This is a genomic window from Pseudonocardia endophytica (assembly GCF_004339565.1).
In the GTDB taxonomy this organism is placed as follows: domain Bacteria; phylum Actinomycetota; class Actinomycetes; order Mycobacteriales; family Pseudonocardiaceae; genus Pseudonocardia; species Pseudonocardia endophytica.
In genome coordinates this window covers 405,125-425,567 of sequence record NZ_SMFZ01000002.1, presented here as the reverse complement: position 1 = coordinate 425,567, position 20,443 = coordinate 405,125, and the positions used below count along the sequence as shown (strand labels likewise).

Sequence of the window (20,443 nt, the reverse complement as noted above, 5' to 3'; positions counted from 1 at the left end):
CCCGAGGTCGGGGGCCTGCTGCAGGAGGTTCACGATGCGCTCCCGTCGCTACCGGCGGCGCTGACGCCGACCAGGTCACCGTGGCCGACCCCGAGCGTCGGCCGGACGTGCGAGCCGGGCGAGTTGGTGGGCAGCCACACCACCCCGTCCGGGAGATCGGACAGCGCGACCTGCAGCGTGATCGTCCCGCGGTCGCTGCGCACGCTCGCGTTCTCGCCCTCGACGAGGCCGAGCCGCTCGGCCGTCGCGGCGTTCACCCGCACGTACGGGCGCCGTGCCGTGCCGGCGAGCGCCGGCTCGTCGACCTGCAGCGAGCCGTCGTCGATCAGCTGGCGGTGCGTCGCGAGCACGGCCTGCCCGAACGCGGGCCGGGCCGGCTCGCCCGCCGCGGACGTCGGCGCGGACGCCCCGGGACGCTGCGAGCCGATCCGCTCCAGCTCGCCGGCCGCGGCGGCCGGGGTCTGGGTGAACAGGTCGATGTCCATCTCGACGCCGAGCGTGTCGAGCACCCGGCAGTCCGGGAGCACGCCGCTCGCGTCCAGCGCCACGCCGAACTCCCGGCGGCGGCCCTCCCAGTTGACGTACGCCCCGGAGCGCTGCGCGTCCGGTGCGACCGGGAGCACGACGTCAGCCAGTTCGGTGACCGCCGACGTGTGCATCTCGAGGCTGACCAGGAAGCCGACCTCGCGCAGCGCCGTGAGCGCGGCCTGCGGGTCGCCCATGTCGTTCGGGTCCACGCCACCGACGACCAGCGCCGAGAGGTCGCCGGACGCGGCCGCGGCCAGGATCGTGTCGGCGTCGCGGCCCGGGCGGTCCGGCAGCTCGCCGGGACCGACGCCCCAGGCCCGCTCGATCTCGGTGCGGCCCTTGACGTCCGACACCGACCGCCCGCCGGGCAGCAGCGTGGGCAGGGCACCGGCCTCGACGGCGCCGCGGTCGCCGGCCCGGCGCGGGATCCAGGCGATTGTGGCGCCGGTGCGGGCGGCCAGCGCGGACACCGCGGAGTAGAGCCCCGGCGACTCGGCCGCCCGGTCCCCGACCAGCAGCACGGTGCCCGGCGCGGACAGCGCGTCGACGACATCCGGTGCGAGCTCGTTCAGCACGGCGGCCTCGGCGCCGGGGACGGCGTGCAGCAGCGTCGTCCCGGTCTTCTCGGCGCCGACCGTCGTCCAGCTGCCGAGCTGGAAGTGTCGCAGGCCCTTCTTGCGCCACGCCTTGCGCAGCCGGAGGAAGACGATGGACGCCTCCTCCTCGGGGTCCATCCCGACGGTGAGCACCGCCGGCGCGTCCTCGATGCCGAAGAAGCTCGTGCCGCCGTTCTCGGCGGTCGTGCCGACGACGTGCGCGGCCAGGAAGTCCAGCTCCTCGTCGGAGTGCGGACGGGAGCGGAAGTCGACGTCGTTCGTGCGGGCCACGACGCGGGCGAACTTCGCGTACGCGTACGCGTCCTCGACGGTCAGCCGCCCGCCGGGCAGCACGCCGATGCCGTTCGCGTCACGGGCGGCCAGCAGCCCCTCTGCCGCGGCGGCGAGCGCCTCGGTCCAGGACGTCTCGGCCAGCTCGCCGTCGGCGCCGCGGACCATCGGCCGCGTGATCCGGCCGGAGCTGGACAGGTACCGGAACGCGAAGCGGGACTTGTCGCAGAGCCACTCCTCGTTCACCGACGGGTCGTTGCCCGCCAGGCGGCGCAGGACCGTGCCGCGCCGGGAGTCGGTGCGCAGGTCGCAGCCGGAGCTGCAGTGCTCGCAGACGCCGGGCGTCGACCGCAGGTCGAACGGCCGGGACCGGAACCGGTAGGCGGCGCTGGTGAGCGCCCCGACCGGGCAGATCTGGATCGTGTTTCCGGAGAAGTAGGACTGGAACGGCTTGTCCTCGGCGATGCCGATCTGCTGGTTCGCGCCGCGCTCGAGCAGGTCGATGAACGGATCGCCGGCGATCTCGTCGGAGAACCGGGTGCAGCGCTGGCAGAGGACGCAGCGCTCGCGGTCCAGCAGCACCTGGGTGGAGATCGGCAGCGGCTTCGGGAACGTCCGCTTCGTCTCGACGAACCGGGAGTCGGCCCGCCCGCTGGTCATCGCCTGGTTCTGCAACGGGCACTCGCCGCCCTTGTCGCAGATCGGGCAGTCCAGCGGGTGGTTGATCAGCAGCAGCTCCATCACGCCCTGCTGCGCCTTGTCCGCCACCGGCGACGTGTGCTGGGTCTTGACCACCATCCCGTCTGCGACGGTCATGGTGCAGCTGGCCTGCGGCTTCGGCATCGGCCGGCCGCCCATCTCGACCTCGACGAGGCACTGGCGGCAGGCACCGGCCGGGTCCAGCAGCGGGTGGTCGCAGAAGCGCGGAACGATGATCCCGAGCCGCTCGCAGGTGCGGATCAGGATCTCGCCCTTGGGCGCGTCGACCTCACGGCCGTCGATCGTGAGCCGGACGTGGCCCTCTGGGACGGGCCGCTCGGTCTTCTCCTCGGGAGCGAGGGTCATGCGGAGGCTCCGCTCAGCTCGGCCAGCTGCTCCGGGCGTGCGACCGCGGGCTGCTCCGCGATCAGGTCCAGGAACTCCTGGCGGAAGTACTTGATCGCGCTGGTGATCGGCGACGTCGCGCCGTCACCGAGAGCGCAGAAGCTGCGGCCGAGGATGTTGTCGCAGACGTCGACCATCGTGTCGACGTCCTCGGCGGTCCCCTCGCCGTGCACCATCCGCTCCAGGATCTGGACCAGCCAGTACGTGCCCTCCCGGCACGGGGTGCACTTGCCGCAGCTCTCGTGCTTGTAGAACTCGGTCCACTTCATGACCGCCCACGGGACCGACACGGTCTCGTTGAAGATCATCAGTGCGGTGGTGCCGAGCATCGACCCGGCCTCGACGGCGCCCTCGAAGTCCAGCGGCGTGTCCAGGTGGTCCGCGGTGAACAGCGGTGTGGACGAGCCACCGGGCGTCCAGAACTTGAGCGGGATCCCGTCCTTCATCCCGCCCGCCAGCTCCAGCAGTTCGCGCAGCGTGACGCCGAGCGGTGCCTCGTACTGGCCGGGCCGCTCGACGTGGCCGGACAGCGAGTAGATCTTCGGGCCGGGGCTCTTCTCGCGGCCCATCCGCCGGAACCAGTCCGATCCGCCGTTCACGATCGCCGGGACCGACGCGATCGTCTCGACGTTGTTCACGACGGTCGGGCACGCGTAGAGCCCGGACGTCGCCGGGAACGGGGGCTTGAGCCGCGGCTGGCCGCGACGGCCCTCCAGCGAGTCCAGCAGCGCCGTCTCCTCGCCGCAGATGTAGGCGCCCGCGCCGGCGTGCACGACGATCTCCAGGTCGAACCCGGAGTCGAGGATGTTCGTCCCCAGGTAGCCCTTGGCCTTCGCCTCGGCGACGGCGGCGCGCAGCCTGCGGATGCAGTGCACGGCCTCGCCTCGCACGTAGATCGCGCAGAAGTTCGCGCGGATCGCGTAGCTGGTGACGATGCAGCCCTCGATCAGCGAGTGCGGGTCGGCCATCATCGTCGGGATGTCCTTGCAGGTACCCGGCTCGCCCTCGTCGGCGTTGATCACCAGGTACTTCGGCTTCGCGCCGGGCCCCTTGCCGCTGCCGTCGTCCTGCGGGATGAAGCTCCACTTCATGCCCGTCGGGAATCCCGCGCCGCCGCGGCCGCGCAGGCCGGAGTCCTTGATCAGCTGGATCAGCTGGTCCGGCTGGGCGGCGAACGCGGTACGGAGCGAGCGGTAGCCCTCGAGCTGCTCGTAGGTGTCCATCGACCACGACCGCGGCGACAGCCACCGGCGGGTCAGCACCGGGGTGAGCGGGTCGGGCTTGCGCGCGGGCTCGTTCGCGGTGTCACTCATGCGATCACTTCTTCTCCGGTAGCGCAGGCATCGCCGGTGGCTCGTCGGGCATCGCCGGGGCCGTCCATCCGCGCTCCTCGGCGAGCTTCGCCCCGCGCACCGACTCGACGGCCGACGACGGACCCTCGACACCGGACGCCTGGTCCGGCGGGAAGCCGGCCAGCTCCAGCTCGATCGTGCGCAGGTCGGTCAACGGCGCCCCGCGCGTCGGCTGCGGCCTCTCACCGCGCCGCAGCGCGTCCACCAGCTCGGTCGCCGAGTCGACGGTCTGGTTGTCGTAGTACTCGTAGTTGACCTGCAGGACCGGGGCGAGGTCGCAGGCCGCCAGGCACTCGGCGTGCTCCAGCGTGATCGAGCCGGTGCTGCCCGGCTCGCCCGCCGTCTCCTCGTGGCCGAGCGGGCGGTCGTCGGTGCCGAGCCGCTTCTGCAGCGTCGCGTAGATGTCGTCGCCGCCGAGCGCCGCGCACAGCGTGTTCGTGCACACGCTGACCAGGTGCTCACCGCACGGCGTGCGCTTGTACATCGTGTAGAACGTGACCACCGCGGTGACCTCGGCGAGGCTGAGGTCCAGTGCCTCGGCGCAGAAGCGGATGCCGTCCTGGCTGACGTGGCCCTCGACGGACTGCACGAGATGCAGCAGCGGCAGCAGCGCCGACCGGGACTCCGGGTACAGCGCGATGATCTCCTTCGTGCGCTGCCGCGTGAGCTCGTCGAACCGCGGCGAGACCGGCGACGGCTCCGTCGCGACGGCCTCGAACTGCTGCTCGGTCGCCGTCGCGTGCGACGGCGCGTTGGACTCCGGGTTCCCCTCGGGGAGGGTCATCGGTCACATCCCCCCATCACCGGGTCAATCGAGGCGACGGCGGCGATCACGTCGGCGATCTGGCCGCCCTCGCTCATCGCGGGCATCGTCTGCAGGTTCACGAAGCTCGGGTCGCGCATGTGCACCCGGACCGGGCGGGTGCCGCCGTCCGAGACGACATGTGCGCCCAGCTCGCCGCGCGGGGACTCGACGGCCACGTAGGCCTGGCCCGGCGGCACGTGGAAGCCCTCGGTGACGAGCTTGAAGTGGTGGATCAGCGACTCCATCGACTGACCCATGATCTTGCGGACGTGCTCGAGCGTGTTGCCCATGCCGTCGCTGCCGATCGACAGCTGCGCCGGCCAGGCGATCTTCGGGTCGTCCACCATGACGCGCCCCGGCTCGATCTTGTCCATGGCCTGTTCCATGATCTTCAACGACTCGTGGATCTCGGCCACGCGCAGGCGGTACCGGGCGTAGCAGTCGGCCTCGGTGGCCACCGGGACCTCGAAGTCGTACTCGTCGTAGCCGGAGTACGGCATCGTCTTGCGCTGGTCCCACGGCAGGCCCGCGGCACGCAGGATCGGGCCGGACGCACCGAGCGCGAGGCAGCCGTCCACCGGCAGGTAGCCGACGCCCTGCATGCGCTGCTTCCAGATCGTCTGGCCGGTGAGCAGCTTGTCGTAGTCCGGGAGCCGCTTGCGCATGACGGCGAGGAACTCGGTGACCTTCTCGCGCCAGTCGTCCGGCAGGTCCTGGGCGAGGCCGCCGGGACGGAAGAACGCGTGGTTCATCCGCAGCCCGGTCAGGTGCTCCAGCAGGTGGAGCACCTCCTCGCGCTCCCGGAACCCGGACGTCATACCGGTCAGGGCGCCCAGCTCCATGCCGCCGGTGGCCAGCGCCACGAGGTGCGACCCGACCCGGTTCAGCTCCATGAGCAGCACCCGGATGTGCTCGGCACGGCGGGGGACCTCGACGTCCAGCAGCCGCTCGGTGGCCAGGCAGAACGCGGCCTCGTTGAACAGCGGGGACAGGTAGTCGGCCCGGGTCACGAACGTGACGCCCTGGGTCCAGGTCCGGTACTCGCAGTTCTTCTCGATGCCGGTGTGCAGGTAGCCGATCACGGCGCGGCCCTGGGTCACCGTCTCGCCCTCGACCTCGAGGACCAGGCGCAGCACGCCGTGGGTCGACGGGTGCTGCGGACCCATGTTGATCACGATGCGGTCGTCGTGGTCGGAGTCGATCAGGGTGTCCCAGTCCCCACCGGTGACGGTGTAGACCGTGCCCTCTGTCGTCTCGCGCTGACGCGCGGCGTACGGGTCGGCCGTGTCCTGCTCGGTCGTGCCATCGGCCGCTGTGCCCTGCTCCGCGTCGGTGCTCATGAGTAGGCCCTCCGCTCGTCGGGCGGAGGAATCTCCGCCCCCTTGTACTCCACGGGAATGCCGCCGAGCGGGTAGCTCTTGCGCTGGGGGTGGCCCTCCCAGTCGTCCGGCATGAGGATCCGGGTCAGCGACGGGTGACCGTCGAAGATCACGCCGAACATGTCCCACGTCTCGCGCTCGTGCCAGTCCGCGGTCGGGTAGGTGTCCACGACGCTCGGCACGTGCGGGTCGTCGAAGTCGAGCGCCACCTCGAGCCGGATCCGGCGCCGGTAGGTCATCGACAGCAGGTGGTAGACCACGTGCAGCGGCGACTCGACCGGCTCACCGTCCGGCGCCGAGTAGTCCACACCGGACACACCGGAGCAGAACTCGAAACGCAGGCCCGGGTCGTCGCGGAACGTCCTGGCGACGTCGGCGAGCCGATCGCGCTGGACGTAGAACGTGATCTCCCCGCGGTCGATCGTGATCTGGCGGATCGCCTCGCGGTCGATGCCACGCTGGTCGAGGGCCGCGCCGAGCTCGTCGGCGATCTCGTCGAACCAGCCGCCGAACGGGCGCTCGGCGGGCGCGGGCGCGTAGCCCGGCAGCCGCAGCCCCCCGAAGCCGGACGTGTCACCGGTGCCGCGGACGCCGAACATGCCGCTGCGGGTCCGGGTCGCCGCCATCGGCGCCTCGCCGTCCTGCGACGCGGGGCGGACGCCGGTCTCCGGGTTCTCACCGCCGGCGGCGCGCTGCTCGTCGAGCGCGGCGCCGCCGGCCTCCGACGACGACTGTGCGGCGCCGGTGCGCTCGCCGTCGTCCTTCGACGTGCCGGTCTCGCCGGGGTCGTTGGGTCCGGTGCTCACGCTTACTCCTCCCCCGCGGACCGGCGGGCGGCGTCGGCGAGCGACGGCAGCTCCTCGGCCTCACCGGCGGTCAGCGACCTGGCCGTGTCCTTCGGCTGCGCACCCGGCTCCAGGATGTTCGGGACGTCCGGCGTGTGCGTCGTCTTCAGCGCGCCGAGCTGCTTCGCCTTCGGCGCGAACTTCACCGACGACGGCACCATCGGCGTCCGGTACCCGCTCGCCTTGAGCTCGGCGGCCCGCTTCTCGCCCAGCGGCTCGTCCATGATCTTGGCGTGGATCTTGAGGATCGCGTCGATCAGCATCTCCGGCCGCGGCGGGCAGCCCGGGAGGTACATGTCGACGGGCACGACGTGGTCGACGCCCTGCACGATCGCGTAGTTGTTGAACATGCCGCCGGAGCTGGCACAGACGCCCATCGCGAGCACCCAGCGCGGCTCGGGCATCTGGTCGTAGATCTGGCGCAGGACCGGGGCCATCTTGTTGCTGACCCGTCCCGCGACGATCATCAGGTCGGCCTGGCGCGGCGACGCGCGGAAGACCTCCATCCCGAAGCGGGCGAGGTCGTAGCGGGGCGCACCCGTCGTCATCATCTCGATCGCACAGCAGGCCAGGCCGAACGTGGCCGGCCAGAGCGAAGACTTGCGCGTCCAGTTGACCAGCTTCTCGACGCTGGTCAGCAGGACGCCGTTCGGAAGGTTCTCCTCGAGGCCCATCCGGCGCTCCTCTCCGGGCTCAGTTCCAGTCCAGGCCGCCGCGACGCCAGACGTAGGCGTAGGCGAACCCGACCGTGACGATGAACAGGGCGATCTCCACCAGCACGAACACGCCCAGCCCGCCGGCCGAGAACCGGTCTGCGCTGACGGCGAACGGGTAGAGGAAGACCATCTCGATGTCGAACAGGATGAACAGCATCGCCGTGAGGTAGTACGCGACGGGCATGCGGCCGCCGCCGACGATCGGCTGGGGCGACGGCTGGATCCCGCACTCGTACGAGTCGAGCTTCGCCCGGTTGTAACGCTTGGGTCCGACGAACGGCGCTGCCGTGACGGAGAACAGCGCGAACGCCCCTGCCAGCAGGAACAGCAGCACGAGGGGGAGATAGGGGTCGAGCATCTGCAGACACCTTTGTCGGGAGTCAACGCTGTCAGGACGGGTCGTCGCGGGCCGGCGCGTCGCCGTCGCCGGTGGCACCGACCCGACGGGACCTTATGCGCGCGATGTTGTGAGCAACGACCCAGGTGAGCCTTAGTTCAGCAGCGACGATCACTCCGCGGACGCGGTCCCGTCGCTGGTCAGCACTCCCTCCCCGTGATCTACGTCGACCGGCTTGTGAAGAAATTCACGAAGTTCGCGACGAGTGTAAGACCTCCGGGCGACGCGCGCGCCTCCGGATCGGGGACACGGGGGTCCACCGGCTACCGGCCCGCGCCGCGAGCAGGCTCCCGGTCCGCCCCATGGGCAGGCGTGCGCTCCGGGCCCGGGGCGGGCGTCCGGTCCAGGCCTCAGGCGGGTTTCGTGGCGCGGTGCAACGCGACGGCGCCGCCTGTCAGGTCACGCCACGCGACCCGCTCCCACCCGGCGTCGGCGATCCGCTCGGCCAGCACCGGCTGCGACGGCCAGTCCCGGATGGACTCGGCGAGGTAGAGGTAGGCGTCCGGGTTGGACGAGATCCGGCGGGCGATCGCCGGGAGCAGGCGCCCGAGCATCAGGCCGTGGTACGCCGCGCGGAACGGCGCCCACGTCGGCGTCCCGAACTCGCAGACCACCAGCCGTCCACCCGGCCGTGTGACGCGGGCCAGCTCGGCGAGACCTGCGTCCGGATCGGACACGTTGCGCAGTCCGAAGGAGATCGTCACGGCGTCGAACACGCCGTCGGAGAACGGGAGGTGCAACGCGTCGGCGGCGACCTTCGGCACGTTCCTGCGGTGCCCGGCGCGGAGCATGCCCTGGGAGAAGTCGGCCGCGACGCACCACGCGCCGTCGCGCGCGAGCTCGACCGTCGACACGGCCGTGCCCGCGGCGAGATCGAGCACCTTCTCACCCGGCCGCGGCGCCAGTGCACGACGGGTCTGGGCCCGCCAGTACCGGTCCTGTCCGCCGGACAGCGCGGTGTTCGTCAGGTCGTAGCGCCGCGCCACGCCGTCGAACATGCCGGCGACGTCGTGCGGGTCCTTGTCGAGGTCGGCGCGGGACACGACGTCGAGGTTACGGGCGCTGCGCCCGCAGACGTCGACCGAACCCGTCACTCCGCCCGGCCGGGCACCGCACGCGACCGGTCCTGCGGTCACGGGCCGGGCCTCCGGGCCGGACGATGATCAGCCCGTAGGGAGGAAGTCGGCCACCAGCGGCCGCAATCCTCCGCACGCTGCGATCACGGTCCGTCGGCCGACGTCTGCTCGGCCCGGCCGGGGAGGACCAACGGCCGCCGCCTACGACCGTCACGGGCGCGGGCCGAACACCTCACGCAGGACCTCGCGCAGCCCGGTCAGGTACTCGGCGCGGACCTGCGCGGCGAGCGCCGGCCACTCCTGCTGCGGCACCGACGCGGGACCGCCGTCGTCCGGGAGGAACGCCCGCATGCCGTGCAGGGCGATCCATCGGTGGTCGTAGTCGTGCGGCGCGCTCCGGTCCCACGCGACGGCCGTGACCGCGGCGCGGCGCACACGTCCCTCGTCGGCGAACGCCCACCGGTTGACCGGCTCTCCGTAGCGGTCGCGCAGCAGCCCCAGCGCCGACGCGGCCGACGGGTCGGTGCAGCGCGTCGCGTCGTAGCGGGCCCGGAGCTGGCCCGCGTAGAACCAGACGGCGGCCTCCGCAGGTCGATCCAGCGCCGTCAGTACCTCGGACGCGGCGTAGAGCACCGGCGGCATGACGCGGTGCGGCGCGGCGAGCACGTCGTCCAGCGCCGCGCGGGCCCTGCGCCCTCCACCGTTCAGGAGGCCGATCCGTTCCAGCGCATGCCGGGTGTCCACCTCCCGCAGCTCACCGGGCGGGTCGACGACGATCGTGCGCGAGGATCCGGTCATGGCGTCGACACTGCTCGCCCGCGGTCCGGTGCGGATCCGGTGAACTACGCAGACGCCGTCCTGCTCGAGGCGATCGGCTCCGGCGCGACGGTCCGGGCGGGCGTCCCGAACGACATGACGTCCTTCGTGATCAGCGGCCGCGTCCGGATGAGGGCGGGATGTCGCCCCGATCCGGACCGACGCGCCGACCGTGGCCGGGCCTGAGCAGCCCGGCCTCACAGCCCCTCATCATGATCGGCAGGAATGGTCGGAACGCGCCTCTGGTGGCGCTGTCGTGCCACTTCCGCCGATCATGGCCGGTGGCGCGGCCCGCCCGGGCCGACGTGACAACCGGCGCCATGGCCGGTGGCGCGGGCCCCGCCAGGGCTCCCTGCGCACACGAACACGATCGCGCGGAGTTCCGCCCACGGTCGTCCGCGCGGTCGGCTTGACGTGACGACCGGTGCCAGTTCCGGGGCCCACGCGAGTCGGGTACGGGTCCGCTCAGGACGCGGTCAGGGTCGCCAGCATCCCGTCCACGGCGGACGGCCATCCGAACTGTTCGGCGCGGGTGCGGGCGGCGTGACGGCGGCCCACCTCGTCGGCGGCGAGAACGGTGGTGATCCCGGCCGCGAACGCCTCCGGCGAGTCCGCCGCCGTCGCGCCGTACCCCTCGCCACCGCGGCCGACGATCTCGGTCAACGCGGACGAGCGGGACACCACGACCGGCGTGCCGGACGCCAGCGCCTCCAGCGCGGACAGGCCGAACGTCTCGTGCGGCCCCGGCGCGATCGACACGTCGGCGGACGCGAGGAGCGTGGCCACCCGGTGGCGCTGCGGCACGAATCCCACGAACGTGACCGGCAGGCCGGCCGCCCGTCGTTCCAGCGCCGCCCGCCGCGGGCCGTCCCCGGCCACCACGAGACGGACCGAGGCGCCCCGCTCGTGCAGCGCGGCGACCGCGTCGATGCTGCGCTCCGGGTGCTTCTCCGGCGACAACCGTCCACAGTGCACGAGCAGGGTGCCTGCACCATCGGCGAGCGAGCGGCGCAGCGACGCGTCGTGGTGGCGCGGGGAGAACGTCGCGAGGTCGACGCCCAGCGGGACGCGCCGGACGTTCGTCGCGCCGATCCGGTCGAACTCCTCGCCGGCGAAGGCCGTGGTGCAGACGACCGTGTCGTAGGCCGCCGCCATCCGCGCGTTCGCCACGTCGGCCAGCGCGCGGGCCGGCCCCGACGGCAGGAAGAACTGGTGCAGCAACCGGTCCAGGCGCTCGTGCGAGACGACCACGCCGGGCACGCCGCGACGCGAGGCCCACCGGCCGAGGCCGCGCAGTGTCAGGCGGTCGGACACCTCGATCGCGTCCGGGCGCAGCCGTTCCAGCAGCCGTTGCACCCGCCACGGGTCCACCATGCGGTACCCGCCGGTGCCCGGAACCTGCGGCGCGGGCACCTGGATCCGCCGGATCCCGCCCGGCAGCCGCTCGTCGGCCGCCGCGCGCCCTGGCACCACGAGCACGACCTCGTGTCCCCGCGCGACGTACCCGACGCCGAGCGCGGTGAGCGCCGTGCGCAGGCCGCCGGAGCGGGGACCGTAGAAGTTCGCCAGCTGGACGATCCGCATCAGGCGGCGATGCGGGACGCACCGGCCCCGACGACCTGCGTGTAGTGCGCGACGAGCTCGTCGCCGACCGCGGTCCACGTGCGGCGCAGCACGGACTGGCGGGCGGCCGCGCCGAACGCCGCGCGCAGCGCCGGGTCCGCGACCAGCCCGGCGACGGCGGCGCGCAGGTCGGCGTCGGCCGCGTCGGTGTCCGGGTCTCCCGCCACCCCGCCGTCCGGGCGCGGCGCGACCAGGTAGCCGGTGCGGTTCGGCAGCACCAGGTCACGCGGGCCGCCCGCGTCCGGGGCGACCGCGGGGACGCCGGAGGCCAGTGCCTCCTGGACCGCCTGGCAGAACGTCTCGGCCTGTCCCGGGTGGACGAACACGTCCAGCGACGCGTACAGGTCGGCGAGCTCGTCGCCGCCGCGGTGCCCGAGGAACGCCGCGCCGGGAAGCATGTCGCGCAACGGTTCCGCGCTCGGCCCGTCGCCGATCACGACGACCCGCACGCCGGGCAGGTCGGCGAGCGCAGCGAGCCGGTCGACCTGCTTCTCCGGCGCCAGCCGCCCGACGTAGCCGACGAGCGTCTCTCCGTCCGGCGCGAGCGACCGGCGCAGGGCCCCGCTGCGCCGCGACGGGGTGAAGCGGCGGGTGTCCACGCCGCGGGCCCACTGGTGCACCCGGGGGACGCCACGGGAGCGCAGCGCACCGGTCGCCCAGCTCGACGGCGCCAGCGTCCGGTCCGCCATCGAGTGCAACCGGCACGTCCACCGCCACGCGGCCCGCGCGGTCAGGCCGAGGCCGTACGACGACGCGAACCCGGCGACGTCGGTCTGGTAGATCGCGACGGTCGGGATGTCCAGCCGGCGGGCGGCCGCCAGCCCGCGCGCTCCGACGACGAACGGCGCCGCCAGGTGCACGACGTCCGGCACGAAGGAGCGCAGGGCGGTGAGGATCCGCCTGCTCGGCACGCCGACCGGCATCGAGTTGACCACCGGCAGCTCGAGCGCCGGGATCCGGACGACGGGGATGCCGTCGTGCTCGTCCGGCTCACCGGTGCCGGGCGCGACGATCATGACGTCGTGCCCTCCGGCCCGCAGGTGCTCGCACACCCTCAGGATCGAGTTGGTGACGCCGTTCATCACGGGCAGGAAGCATTCGGACACGATCGCGACGCGCACGGTCAGACCGTGGTCGAGGCGGCGCTCCGGGTCGGGTCGTCCGCATGTCCCGTCACGAAACGCTCGGCCAACAGTGTGTACCGGGCCGACCCGGACGGCGGAGTTGGCCGGACGGGTACCGGCCGGTCATCTCGCGGTCGCGACGGGGTCACCGGGCGCCCGGACACTCGGCGCACATGACGGCCGCCCGGACCCCCTCCTCGACGACCGCCGGTCCGCGAACCGCGCCGGAGCCGGTCGATCCGGGGTTGTTGTCGCGGGCACTGGAGGTCGCGGGCCGGCTCGCGAACGACGCCGCCGAGGTGATCTCCGCGACGCTCGGTGGCGGGGACCGGTACGGCGCGACGCAGGGTGCCGGGACGAAGGCCAACCCGTTCGACTGGGTGACCGACACCGACCGCACGCTGGAGCGTCACACCCGCCGCGTGCTGGCCGCGGAGTTCCCGTCGTTCCCGGTGGTCGGCGAGGAGTACGGCGCCGACGCGGCGGCCGCGCACGCGCCGATGTGCTGGGTGGTGGACCCGGTGGACGGCACCGCGAACTACGTCGCGGGCCTGCCGTGGTGCGCGTACAGCCTCGCGCTGGTCGACGGCGGAGGCCCGGTGGTCGGGGTGATCGCCGACCCGGGCCGCGGACAGATCTACGCGGCCGCGCGCGGTCGCGGGTTCCGGGCCAACGGCGTGCCGGTCCGCCCGCCGGAACCGGACGGCGTCGCCGGGGCGCTGGTGTGCGCGGAGGACCCGATGGCCGGGTTCGTCGCCGGCATCCGCGGGGCGCACGCCGGGGTCCGGGTGCTCGGCTCCGCCGCGCTCGCGGTCACCCAGGTGGCACTGGGGCACGCCGTCGCGGCCGTGCTGGAGCAGTACCACGACTGGGACGTCGCCGGGGCGCTCTGCCTGGCCTCCGAGGCCGGTGCCGTCGTCGTGGACCGCGACGGTCGTCCGCACCCGATGCCGGAGGGTGGCCTGCTCGTCGCGATGCCCCAGGTGCTCGACGACGTGTACCGCCTCTGGTCCGACGCGGACCGCTGACCGGGTCGGTCAGTCACGGGCCGCGTCGGCGGTGGACCGCCTGCGCCGCAACCAGACCACCAGCGGACCGAACACGGCCCAGATCACGACGAGCCCGATCGCCGTCGGCAGCAGCCCGTCGATCCAGCTGCGCCCGGCGACCCGCACGCGGTCCGGCTGGGTCGCGTCGTACTCCACGTAGATGTTGTCGCCTGCGGACAGGCCGCTCGGGTAGAGCACCGACGGCGTGCGCAGCTGGCCCTGGCCGTCGGTGAACTGGACGACGGTGCGGGCCTCCAGCACGGTGGCGGCCGTCGTCGCGCGGTGGCTGGAGATCCGGACGTCGTTCATCACGGCACCGGCGAGGGCGAGCACGGTCAGCACGCTGAGCACGACCGCGATCCAGGCGACGATCTCGGGCAGCTTCCGGGCGCCCGCACGCAGGATCCGCAACGCCAGCGTCCGGCTCTCGGCCAGGACGTCGCCCGCGGGACTGGTCACGTCTCCCGATTCTAGGTGGACGCCGGCGGCCGTCTCACTCCCCGTCGCGGATCGCCCGGCGCAGCGACGCGTGCGCCGCGCGCAGGCCGTCGCGCCCGGCGCGGACCTCGGTGATCCGGATCCCCTGCCCGGCGTGCGCCACCAGGTCCTCCTGGCGGCCGTCGGAGACGGTGTGCGCGATCCCGGCCGCCGTGGCCAGCGCGCCGAGGTCGACGCCGGTCGGCGTGCCGAACACCCGCTCGAACGCGCGCGCGTGCTCCGGGCCGCCCTGCTCGAGCAGGTGGAAGATGCCGCCGCCGTCGTCGTTGAGCACGACGAGCGTGAGGTCGGGGCGCGGCTCGTCCGGACCCAGGTACAGGCCGGTCGTGTCGTGCAGCAGCGTGAGGTCGCCGAGCAGCGCGACCGTCGGGCCGTCGTGCACGAGTGCGGCGCCGACCGCCGTGGAGACGGTGCCGTCGATGCCGGCCACGCCGCGGTTCGCCCGCACGGTCACCCCGGTCCGGGGCGCGGCGCCGAGCGCGACGTCGCGCACCGGGTTCGACGAGCCGAGCACGAGCTGTGTGCCGTCCGGCTGCGCCGCGACCAGGTCCCGCGCCAGGCGCAGGCCCACCGTCGCGTCACCGGCCGCGAACGCCTTGTCCAGCACGACGGACGCGGCCGCGTCGGCGTCCCGCCACCGCGCGGTGAACCCCGCGGGAGGCCGCAGCGCGGGGACCGCACCGACGGCCCGGACCGAGCCCGGCACGTCGGCCCACGGCTCGCCCTGCGGGCCCGCCGCCGCGTACACGGCGATCTCCGGGTCGCCGAGCAGGCGCATCACGTCGCGGTGCAGCGTCGGGCGCCCGACGACGACGACCTGGTCCGGTCGCAGGTCGGCGCGGCCGGCCAGCCACGGACCCGTCCGCAGCGCCCGCGGCCACAGCGGTGACGACGGCTCCGCGACGACCGGGACGTCACCGGGCAGGTCGACGTCCGCACCCCCGGACCCGGCAACGACGACGGTGCGGGCCTCCGGATCGAGCGGCAGCGGCGCGGGCGTCCGGTGCACCGCGGTGACGTCGGTCCACGGCCGGTCGCCCGCGCGACCGTCCGGGACGGGACCGTCGTCGGGGCCGGGGACCAGCGGCTCGGTGAACGGGAGGTTCAGGTGGACCGGTCCAGGAGGCGTCCCGGACCGGCCCGTGGCGGCCACGACGGCCCGCACGACCGCCGACCGGGTGCGCGGACCGGCCGCACGGTCGGCCGCACCGGCCCACCGCACGGCGCCGCCGAAGATCCCGGCCTGCGCGATCGTCTGGCTCGCGCCCGTCCCGACCAGCTCCGGCGGGCGGTCCGCGGTAACCGCGAGCAGCGCGACCCCGGAGTGCAACGCCTCCAGCACGGCCGGGTGGAGGTTCGCGGCCGCCGTACCGGACGTGACGGCCACCGGGACCGGTCGTCCGGACCCGAGTGCCAGGCCGAGCGCCAGGAAGCCCGCCGTGCGCTCGTCGGTCCGGACGTGCAGCCGGATCCGGCCGGTGGCGTCGGCGTCGTGCAGCGCGAACGCGAGCGGCGCGTTCCGGGACCCCGGACACAGCACGGCGTCGCGGACCCCGCAGCGCGCCAGCTCGTCGACGACCATCCTGGCCAGCGCCGTGGACGTCCCCGCCACGGCCTACGGCTCCAGCAGCTCGAAGGCGGTGGCCAGCTCGGCGCCGGGCAGACGGGTGCCCGCCTCGGCCGCGGCCTCGCGCAGGAACGCGCCGGGGTCGGCCATCGGCCCGCCGAGCGCCTCCAGGTAGGCCCGGTGCGCACGCAGCGACGCCACCGCCGCGTCGATCGTCGCGGTGATGTCCACGGCGTGCGTCGCCTGCGGCGAGGCCGACACGGCGACGTGCCGCACACCGCCCCACGGATCACCGCCCGCTCCGGGGAAGATCCACCGGTTGGCCGCGTCGCGGACCGCGTCGATCGCGGCCCGTCCGGTGTGGACGTGGTCGGCCTGGTTGAGCGCGCCGCTGCCCCACGTCTCCCGGATGTTCGAGATCACCAGCATCTCCGGACGGTGCCGCCGGATCGCCGCGGCGATGTCCCGGCGCAGCGGCACCCCGTACTCGACCAGCCCGTCCGGGTGGTCCAGGAACTCGACCTCGGTGACCCCGACCGCCGCGCACGCCGCGCGCTGTTCGGCCTCCCGGACCCGCGCGCACTCGCCGGGAGCCATCGTGTCGATCCCGGCCTCCCCGCGGGTGATCAGCAGGTAGGCGACCTCACGACCCTGCCCCGTCCACCGGGCGACGGCACCGGACCCGCCGTACTCCATGTCGTCCGGATGCGCGACGACGACGAGTGCCCTGTCCCAGTCCTCGGGCAGCGGAAGGTACTGATCGTCCACGGTTTCCATTGTGCCCGCGTTGCGGGCGCCCCCGGTCGTGCCCCGGTGCCGCCGGAGGCGTAGAACGACCACGGGCGATGTCCGACGACGGCTCCGGGAGGCTCCTCCATGGCCCGCACCGACCTCACGATCAGCACTCCGGACGGCGACGCGCCGGCCACGCTGCACACCCCGGACGGGGCCGGCCCGTGGCCGGGCGTGATCCTCTACGTGGACGCGGGCGGCGTGCGCCCGACGATGCACGCGATGGCCGACCACCTCGCCGTGCTCGGCTACGCCGTGCTCCTGCCGGACGTCTACTACCGGCACGGCGACTGGAAGCCGTTCAGCATGGAGACGGCGTTCTCCGACGCGAGCGAGCGCGAGCGCCTGATGGGCATGGTGCACGGCCTGACCAGCGAGATGGTGGCGATCGACGCCGAGTCGTACGTGACCGCGTTGCTGGACCGCCCCGAGGTGTCCGGCACCGCGATCGGCACCACCGGCTACTGCATGGGCGGCGTGCTGTCCCTGCGCACGGCGGGCACCCAGCCGGAGCGGGTCGCGGCGGCCGCGTCGTTCCACGGCGGCAACCTGGCCACCGAGGCGCAGGACAGCGTGCACCGCCTGGCCGACCGGATGCGCGCCACCGTGTACGTCGCCGCCGCGCAGGACGACGGGTCGTTCCCGGCCGAGCAGTACGAGCGCCTCGATCAGGCGCTGTCCGGTGCCGGCCTGAGCTACACGCTGGAGACCTATCCGGCCGCGCACGGCTTCGCCGTCCCGGACAACCCGACCCACGACGACGAGGCCGAGCAGCGGCACTGGGAGTCGCTGCACCGGCTGTACGCCACCGCCCTGTCCGGCTGAGCGTCCGACCGGCCGGACGCGCGGGTAGCGTCGGCGCCCTGATGAGCGCCACCCTCCACGCGTCCGGCCTGTCCGCCGCCCACGGCGCCCGCACCCTGTTCTCCGGCCTGGACCTGGTCCTCGCGCCGGGCGACCTGGTCGGCCTCGTCGGGGCGAACGGCGCAGGCAAGTCCACGCTGCTGCGGATGCTGGCCGGCCTGCGGGCACCGGACGACGGGCGGATCACGCTCGCACCCCCCGACGCCACCATCGGCTACCTCCCGCAGGAGCCCGACCGCCGCCCCGGTGAGACGGTCGGCGGGTTCCTGGCCCGGCGCACCGGCGTCGCGGGGGCGCAGGAGGCGATGGACGCGGCCGCGGAGGCCCTGTCCGACGGCGGCGCGGGCGCCGACGACGCGTACACGTCCACACTGGACCGCTGGCTCGCGCTCGGCGGCGCCGACCTCGACGAGCGGACCGGCGAGACGCTCGCCGACGTCGGACTGGACGCCGACCGGGACACGCCGATGACGGCGCTGTCCGGCGGTCAGGCGGCCCGCGCCGGGCTGGCCGCGCTGCTGCTGTCCCGCTACGACGTGCTGCTGCTCGACGAGCCGACGAACGACCTCGACCTGGACGGGCTCGCCCGGCTCGAGGAGTTCACGAGCGCGCTCGCCCGCGGGCGCGCCACCCCGACCGTGATCGTCAGCCACGACCGGGAGTTCCTGTCCCGCACGGTGAACCGGATCGTCGAGCTGGACCTCGCCCAGCAGCAGATCGGGATCTACGACGGCGGCTACGACGCCTACCTCGTCGAACGCGAGGTCGCGCGGAGGCACGCCAGGGACGCCTACGAACAGTACGAGGACACGCTCGAGGGCCTGAAGGCCCGGGCCACGATGCAACGCAACTGGATGGCGCAGGGCGTGCGCAACGCCCGTCGCAAGGCGGGGTCGGAGCCGGACAAGAACCTGCGACGGCTGCGCGCCGAGTCCAGCGAGAAGCAGGCTGCGAAGGCCCGCCAGACGCAGCGGGCGATCGAGCGGCTCGACGTCGTCGAGGAGCCTCGCAAGGAGTGGGAGCTGCGGATGACGATCGCGTCCGCGCCGCGCTCCGGAGCCGTCGCCGCGCGGGCCGACGGCGCGGTGGTCCGTCGCGGGGACTTCGTGCTCGGTCCGGTGACCGTTCAGGTCGACTGGGCGGACCGGGTGATGATCACCGGCGAGAACGGGGCCGGGAAGTCGACGCTGCTCGGCGCGCTGTTGGGTCGGATCCCGGTCGACGACGGCGAGGCCGGACCGGGCTCGGGCGTGCGCGTCGGCGAGGTGGACCAGGCGCGCGGGACGTTCCTCGGCGGGGAGACACTGCTGCGCGCGTTCGGCGACGCCGTCCCGGACTGGCCGGAGTCGGAGGTCCGCACGCTGCTGGCGAAGTTCGCGCTGACCGCCGAGCACGTGATGCGGCCGTCGTCGTCGCTGTCACCCGGCGAGCGCACGCGGGCGGCGCTGGCGCTGCTGCAGGCCCGCGAGGTGAACCTGCTCGTGCTCGACGAGCCGACCAACCATCTCGACCTGCCGGCGATCGAGCAGCTGGAGCAGGCCGTCGACTCGTTCCCCGGCACGGTCCTGCTCGTGACGCACGACCGCCGGATGCTGGACTCGGTGCGCTCGACCAGGCGCTGGAACGTCGCGGACGGCACGGTGACGGAGCGCTGACGCGCACGACCACCCCGGCACGGCGAACGAGGGGGCCGTTCGAGCAACGGGATTGCTCGAACGGCCCCCTCGTTCGGGTCGGGCTGAGCTCAGCTCTGCGCGTCGGCGTCCGGCTGCGTGACGATGGCGAACCGGAGCTCGTCCTGCCCGTCTGAGCCCGGGACGGCCTGCACGTCGAGGACCTTGTCGTCGAGAACCTGCGCCGCCGCGGGCTCCAGGAACACCGCGACACCCTCACCGCGGAGCACGGTGTCCTGGTCGTCCGCGGACTGCGCGAGCGCCAGCTCCAGGCCCTGTTCGGGGTCCGGCGCCGTGATCCGCAGTCCCCCTTCCTGGGGGAGCTCGGCGTCCGAGCTGAGCGACTTGATGGCCTCGGCTGCGTTCTCCGTGATTGACAGCATCGCCGACCACCGTACAAACGCGCCCCGGGCCGATGCAGCCCGGGGCGCGCCCCGTCCGTGCGATCACGCCGTGCCCTCGGAGAACGCGACAGTGACCGGCGTCACATCAGCCGAAGTTCTCGGGGTTCGGTCCGATGCGCTGGTCGGCATTCATCCGGTCGATGGCGGCGATGTCGTCGCCGCCGAGCTCGACGTCGAAGATCTGGAAGTTCTCCTGGATGCGGGACACCGTGTTCGACTTCGGGAAGACGATGTTCCCGTGGTGCAGGTGCCAGGCGAGAACGACCTGCGCGGGCGTCTTGCCGACCCTCTGCGCGATGTCGGTGATCGTGGACTCCTCGAGCAGGCCCTTGCCCTGCCCGATCGGGCTCCACGCCTCGGTCGCGATGCCGTGGTTGTGGTGGTACTCGCGCAGCGCCGCCTGGCTCAGGTGCGGGTGCAGCTCGATCTGGTTGATCGACGGCACCGTGGACGTCTCGGCGGCCAGGCGGTCGAGGTGCTGCGGGTGGAAGTTCGAGACACCGATCGAGCGGGTCCTGCCCTCCTTCTTCGCGTCCTCGAGGCCTTCCCAGGTCTCGACGTACCGGTCGAGCTCCGGCTGCGGCCAGTGGATCAGGTAGAGGTCCACGAACTCGAGGCCGAGCCGGTCGAGGCTCTCCTCGAGACGCTTCAGCGCCTCGTCGCGACCGTGGCCGTCGTTGTTCAGCTTCGTGGTCACGAAGAGCTCGTCGCGGGCGATACCGGAGTCGGCGATCGCCTTCCCGACGCCCTCCTCGTTGCCGTACATCTGCGCCGTGTCGATGTGGCGGTAGCCGATCTCGAGCGCGGCCTTGACCTTGTCCGCGGTCCGGGCGGGGTCGATCTGGAACACGCCGAAACCGAGCTGCGGGATGCGGACGCCGTCGTTGAGGGTGATCGTCGGAGTCATACCGGTGACTACCCGTCGATCTCGGTGGTCATTCCCG

General features: G+C 73.3%; 20 protein-coding genes. 4 read left to right on the top strand and 16 right to left on the bottom strand.

Annotated elements, in window-relative coordinates; genetic code table 11:
• Nucleotides 1-29 precede the first annotated feature (29 nt).
• The 9 genes from EV378_RS20825 to EV378_RS20785 form a co-directional block, all read right to left on the bottom strand.
• Nucleotides 30-2,480 (bottom strand): NADH-quinone oxidoreductase subunit G, encoded by a 2,451-nt coding sequence (locus EV378_RS20825; protein WP_132428845.1) that lies wholly within the window; start codon nt 2,478-2,480, stop codon nt 30-32.
• Nucleotides 2,477-3,832 carry an NADH-quinone oxidoreductase subunit NuoF gene (nuoF, locus tag EV378_RS20820; RefSeq protein WP_132428843.1) on the bottom strand — a complete coding sequence of 452 codons (1,356 nt, stop codon included), beginning with the start codon at nt 3,830-3,832 and terminating at the stop codon, nt 2,477-2,479. Before nuoF ends, EV378_RS20825 begins: the two co-directional genes overlap by 4 nt.
• A gap of 4 nt (nt 3,833-3,836) precedes the next feature.
• Entirely contained in the window at nt 3,837-4,655 is an 819-nt protein-coding gene (nuoE, locus tag EV378_RS20815; RefSeq protein ID WP_132428841.1) for an NADH-quinone oxidoreductase subunit NuoE, read from the bottom strand.
• A complete protein-coding gene (locus EV378_RS20810) occupies nt 4,652-6,016 on the bottom strand; it encodes an NADH-quinone oxidoreductase subunit D (RefSeq protein WP_132428839.1) in 1,365 nt (454 codons plus the stop codon). The genes nuoE and EV378_RS20810 overlap by 4 nt, the downstream gene beginning before the upstream one ends.
• Nucleotides 6,013-6,861, bottom strand: coding sequence for an NADH-quinone oxidoreductase subunit C (locus EV378_RS20805; RefSeq protein WP_132428837.1), 849 nt, complete (start codon nt 6,859-6,861; stop codon nt 6,013-6,015). The genes EV378_RS20810 and EV378_RS20805 overlap by 4 nt, the downstream gene beginning before the upstream one ends.
• Before the next feature lie 2 nt (nt 6,862-6,863).
• Nucleotides 6,864-7,574, bottom strand: coding sequence for a NuoB/complex I 20 kDa subunit family protein (locus tag EV378_RS20800; RefSeq protein ID WP_132428835.1), 711 nt, complete (start codon nt 7,572-7,574; stop codon nt 6,864-6,866).
• A 19-nt stretch (nt 7,575-7,593) separates the two neighbouring features.
• Entirely contained in the window at nt 7,594-7,974 is a 381-nt protein-coding gene (locus tag EV378_RS20795) for an NADH-quinone oxidoreductase subunit A (RefSeq protein WP_132428833.1), read from the bottom strand.
• Between the two features lie 389 nt (nt 7,975-8,363).
• Nucleotides 8,364-9,056 (bottom strand): demethylmenaquinone methyltransferase, encoded by a 693-nt coding sequence (locus EV378_RS20790; RefSeq protein WP_132428831.1) that lies wholly within the window; start codon nt 9,054-9,056, stop codon nt 8,364-8,366.
• Between the two features lie 243 nt (nt 9,057-9,299).
• Nucleotides 9,300-9,887 carry a hypothetical protein gene (locus EV378_RS20785; protein WP_132428829.1) on the bottom strand — a complete coding sequence of 196 codons (588 nt, stop codon included), beginning with the start codon at nt 9,885-9,887 and terminating at the stop codon, nt 9,300-9,302.
• Nucleotides 9,888-9,926: 39 nt separating this feature from the next.
• Between EV378_RS20785 and EV378_RS35430 the strand changes: the two genes are divergently transcribed.
• On the top strand, nt 9,927-10,091 hold the full coding sequence (locus EV378_RS35430) for a hypothetical protein (RefSeq protein ID WP_165922407.1): 165 nt from the start codon (nt 9,927-9,929) through the stop codon (nt 10,089-10,091).
• 279 nt (nt 10,092-10,370) lie between these two features.
• Here EV378_RS35430 and EV378_RS20780 read toward each other — a convergent pair whose 3' ends face one another.
• Both EV378_RS20780 and EV378_RS20775 read right to left on the bottom strand, forming a co-directional pair.
• Nucleotides 10,371-11,489, bottom strand: coding sequence for a glycosyltransferase (locus tag EV378_RS20780; RefSeq protein ID WP_132428827.1), 1,119 nt, complete (start codon nt 11,487-11,489; stop codon nt 10,371-10,373).
• Complete coding sequence (locus EV378_RS20775; RefSeq protein ID WP_207908817.1) at nt 11,489-12,649, bottom strand: glycosyltransferase family 4 protein; 1,161 nt, start codon at nt 12,647-12,649, stop codon at nt 11,489-11,491. Before EV378_RS20775 ends, EV378_RS20780 begins: the two co-directional genes overlap by 1 nt.
• Before the next feature lie 176 nt (nt 12,650-12,825).
• Between EV378_RS20775 and EV378_RS20770 the strand changes: the two genes are divergently transcribed.
• A complete protein-coding gene (locus tag EV378_RS20770; RefSeq protein ID WP_132428825.1) occupies nt 12,826-13,680 on the top strand; it encodes an inositol monophosphatase family protein in 855 nt (284 codons plus the stop codon).
• 9 nt (nt 13,681-13,689) lie between these two features.
• On the opposite strand, the gene EV378_RS20765 is transcribed toward EV378_RS20770, so the two are convergent.
• From EV378_RS20765 to EV378_RS20755, 3 genes are read right to left on the bottom strand one after another with little or no spacing between them, the layout of a single operon-like run.
• Nucleotides 13,690-14,160, bottom strand: coding sequence for a DUF3592 domain-containing protein (locus EV378_RS20765; RefSeq protein ID WP_132428823.1), 471 nt, complete (start codon nt 14,158-14,160; stop codon nt 13,690-13,692).
• 34 nt (nt 14,161-14,194) lie between these two features.
• Entirely contained in the window at nt 14,195-15,781 is a 1,587-nt protein-coding gene (gene menD, locus EV378_RS20760; protein ID WP_132432465.1) for a 2-succinyl-5-enolpyruvyl-6-hydroxy-3-cyclohexene-1-carboxylic-acid synthase, read from the bottom strand.
• A gap of 33 nt (nt 15,782-15,814) precedes the next feature.
• The gene (locus EV378_RS20755) at nt 15,815-16,543 is read right to left on the bottom strand and encodes a PIG-L deacetylase family protein (RefSeq protein WP_132428821.1); all 729 of its coding nucleotides are present in this window, start codon (nt 16,541-16,543) and stop codon (nt 15,815-15,817) included.
• A 99-nt stretch (nt 16,544-16,642) separates the two neighbouring features.
• Between EV378_RS20755 and EV378_RS20750 the strand changes: the two genes are divergently transcribed.
• Nucleotides 16,643-17,383 (top strand): dienelactone hydrolase family protein, encoded by a 741-nt coding sequence (locus tag EV378_RS20750; RefSeq protein ID WP_132428819.1) that lies wholly within the window; start codon nt 16,643-16,645, stop codon nt 17,381-17,383.
• A 41-nt stretch (nt 17,384-17,424) separates the two neighbouring features.
• The gene (locus EV378_RS20745; RefSeq protein ID WP_132428817.1) at nt 17,425-19,077 is read left to right on the top strand and encodes an ABC-F family ATP-binding cassette domain-containing protein; all 1,653 of its coding nucleotides are present in this window, start codon (nt 17,425-17,427) and stop codon (nt 19,075-19,077) included.
• Nucleotides 19,078-19,166: 89 nt separating this feature from the next.
• On the opposite strand, the gene EV378_RS20740 is transcribed toward EV378_RS20745, so the two are convergent.
• Together EV378_RS20740 and EV378_RS20735 are read right to left on the bottom strand one after the other, a co-directional pair.
• Nucleotides 19,167-19,478 carry an adhesin gene (locus EV378_RS20740; protein WP_132428815.1) on the bottom strand — a complete coding sequence of 104 codons (312 nt, stop codon included), beginning with the start codon at nt 19,476-19,478 and terminating at the stop codon, nt 19,167-19,169.
• Nucleotides 19,479-19,584: 106 nt separating this feature from the next.
• Nucleotides 19,585-20,406, bottom strand: a complete 822-nt coding sequence (locus EV378_RS20735; protein WP_132428813.1) for an aldo/keto reductase — start codon at nt 20,404-20,406, stop codon at nt 19,585-19,587.
• Nucleotides 20,407-20,443 lie beyond the last annotated feature (37 nt).

Excerpts from the sequence above, each read along its gene's own strand:
- EV378_RS20825 (WP_132428845.1), bottom strand. The coding sequence starts at position 2,480 with ATGACCCTCGCTCCCGAGGAGAAGACCGAGCGGCCCGTCCCAGAGGGC.
- nuoF (WP_132428843.1), bottom strand. The coding sequence starts at position 3,832 with ATGAGTGACACCGCGAACGAGCCCGCGCGCAAGCCCGACCCGCTCACC.
- nuoE (WP_132428841.1), bottom strand. The coding sequence starts at position 4,655 with ATGACCCTCCCCGAGGGGAACCCGGAGTCCAACGCGCCGTCGCACGCG.
- EV378_RS20810 (WP_132428839.1), bottom strand. The coding sequence starts at position 6,016 with ATGAGCACCGACGCGGAGCAGGGCACAGCGGCCGATGGCACGACCGAG.
- EV378_RS20800 (WP_132428835.1), bottom strand. The coding sequence starts at position 7,574 with ATGGGCCTCGAGGAGAACCTTCCGAACGGCGTCCTGCTGACCAGCGTC.
- EV378_RS20795 (WP_132428833.1), bottom strand. The coding sequence starts at position 7,974 with ATGCTCGACCCCTATCTCCCCCTCGTGCTGCTGTTCCTGCTGGCAGGG.
- EV378_RS20785 (WP_132428829.1), bottom strand. The coding sequence starts at position 9,887 with ATGACCGGATCCTCGCGCACGATCGTCGTCGACCCGCCCGGTGAGCTG.
- EV378_RS20780 (WP_132428827.1), bottom strand. The coding sequence starts at position 11,489 with ATGCGGATCGTCCAGCTGGCGAACTTCTACGGTCCCCGCTCCGGCGGC.
- EV378_RS20770 (WP_132428825.1), top strand. The coding sequence starts at position 12,826 with ATGACGGCCGCCCGGACCCCCTCCTCGACGACCGCCGGTCCGCGAACC.
- menD (WP_132432465.1), bottom strand. The coding sequence starts at position 15,781 with ATGGTCGTCGACGAGCTGGCGCGCTGCGGGGTCCGCGACGCCGTGCTG.
- EV378_RS20755 (WP_132428821.1), bottom strand. The coding sequence starts at position 16,543 with ATGGAAACCGTGGACGATCAGTACCTTCCGCTGCCCGAGGACTGGGAC.
- EV378_RS20750 (WP_132428819.1), top strand. The coding sequence starts at position 16,643 with ATGGCCCGCACCGACCTCACGATCAGCACTCCGGACGGCGACGCGCCG.
- EV378_RS20745 (WP_132428817.1), top strand. The coding sequence starts at position 17,425 with ATGAGCGCCACCCTCCACGCGTCCGGCCTGTCCGCCGCCCACGGCGCC.
- EV378_RS20740 (WP_132428815.1), bottom strand. The coding sequence starts at position 19,478 with ATGCTGTCAATCACGGAGAACGCAGCCGAGGCCATCAAGTCGCTCAGC.
- EV378_RS20735 (WP_132428813.1), bottom strand. The coding sequence starts at position 20,406 with ATGACTCCGACGATCACCCTCAACGACGGCGTCCGCATCCCGCAGCTC.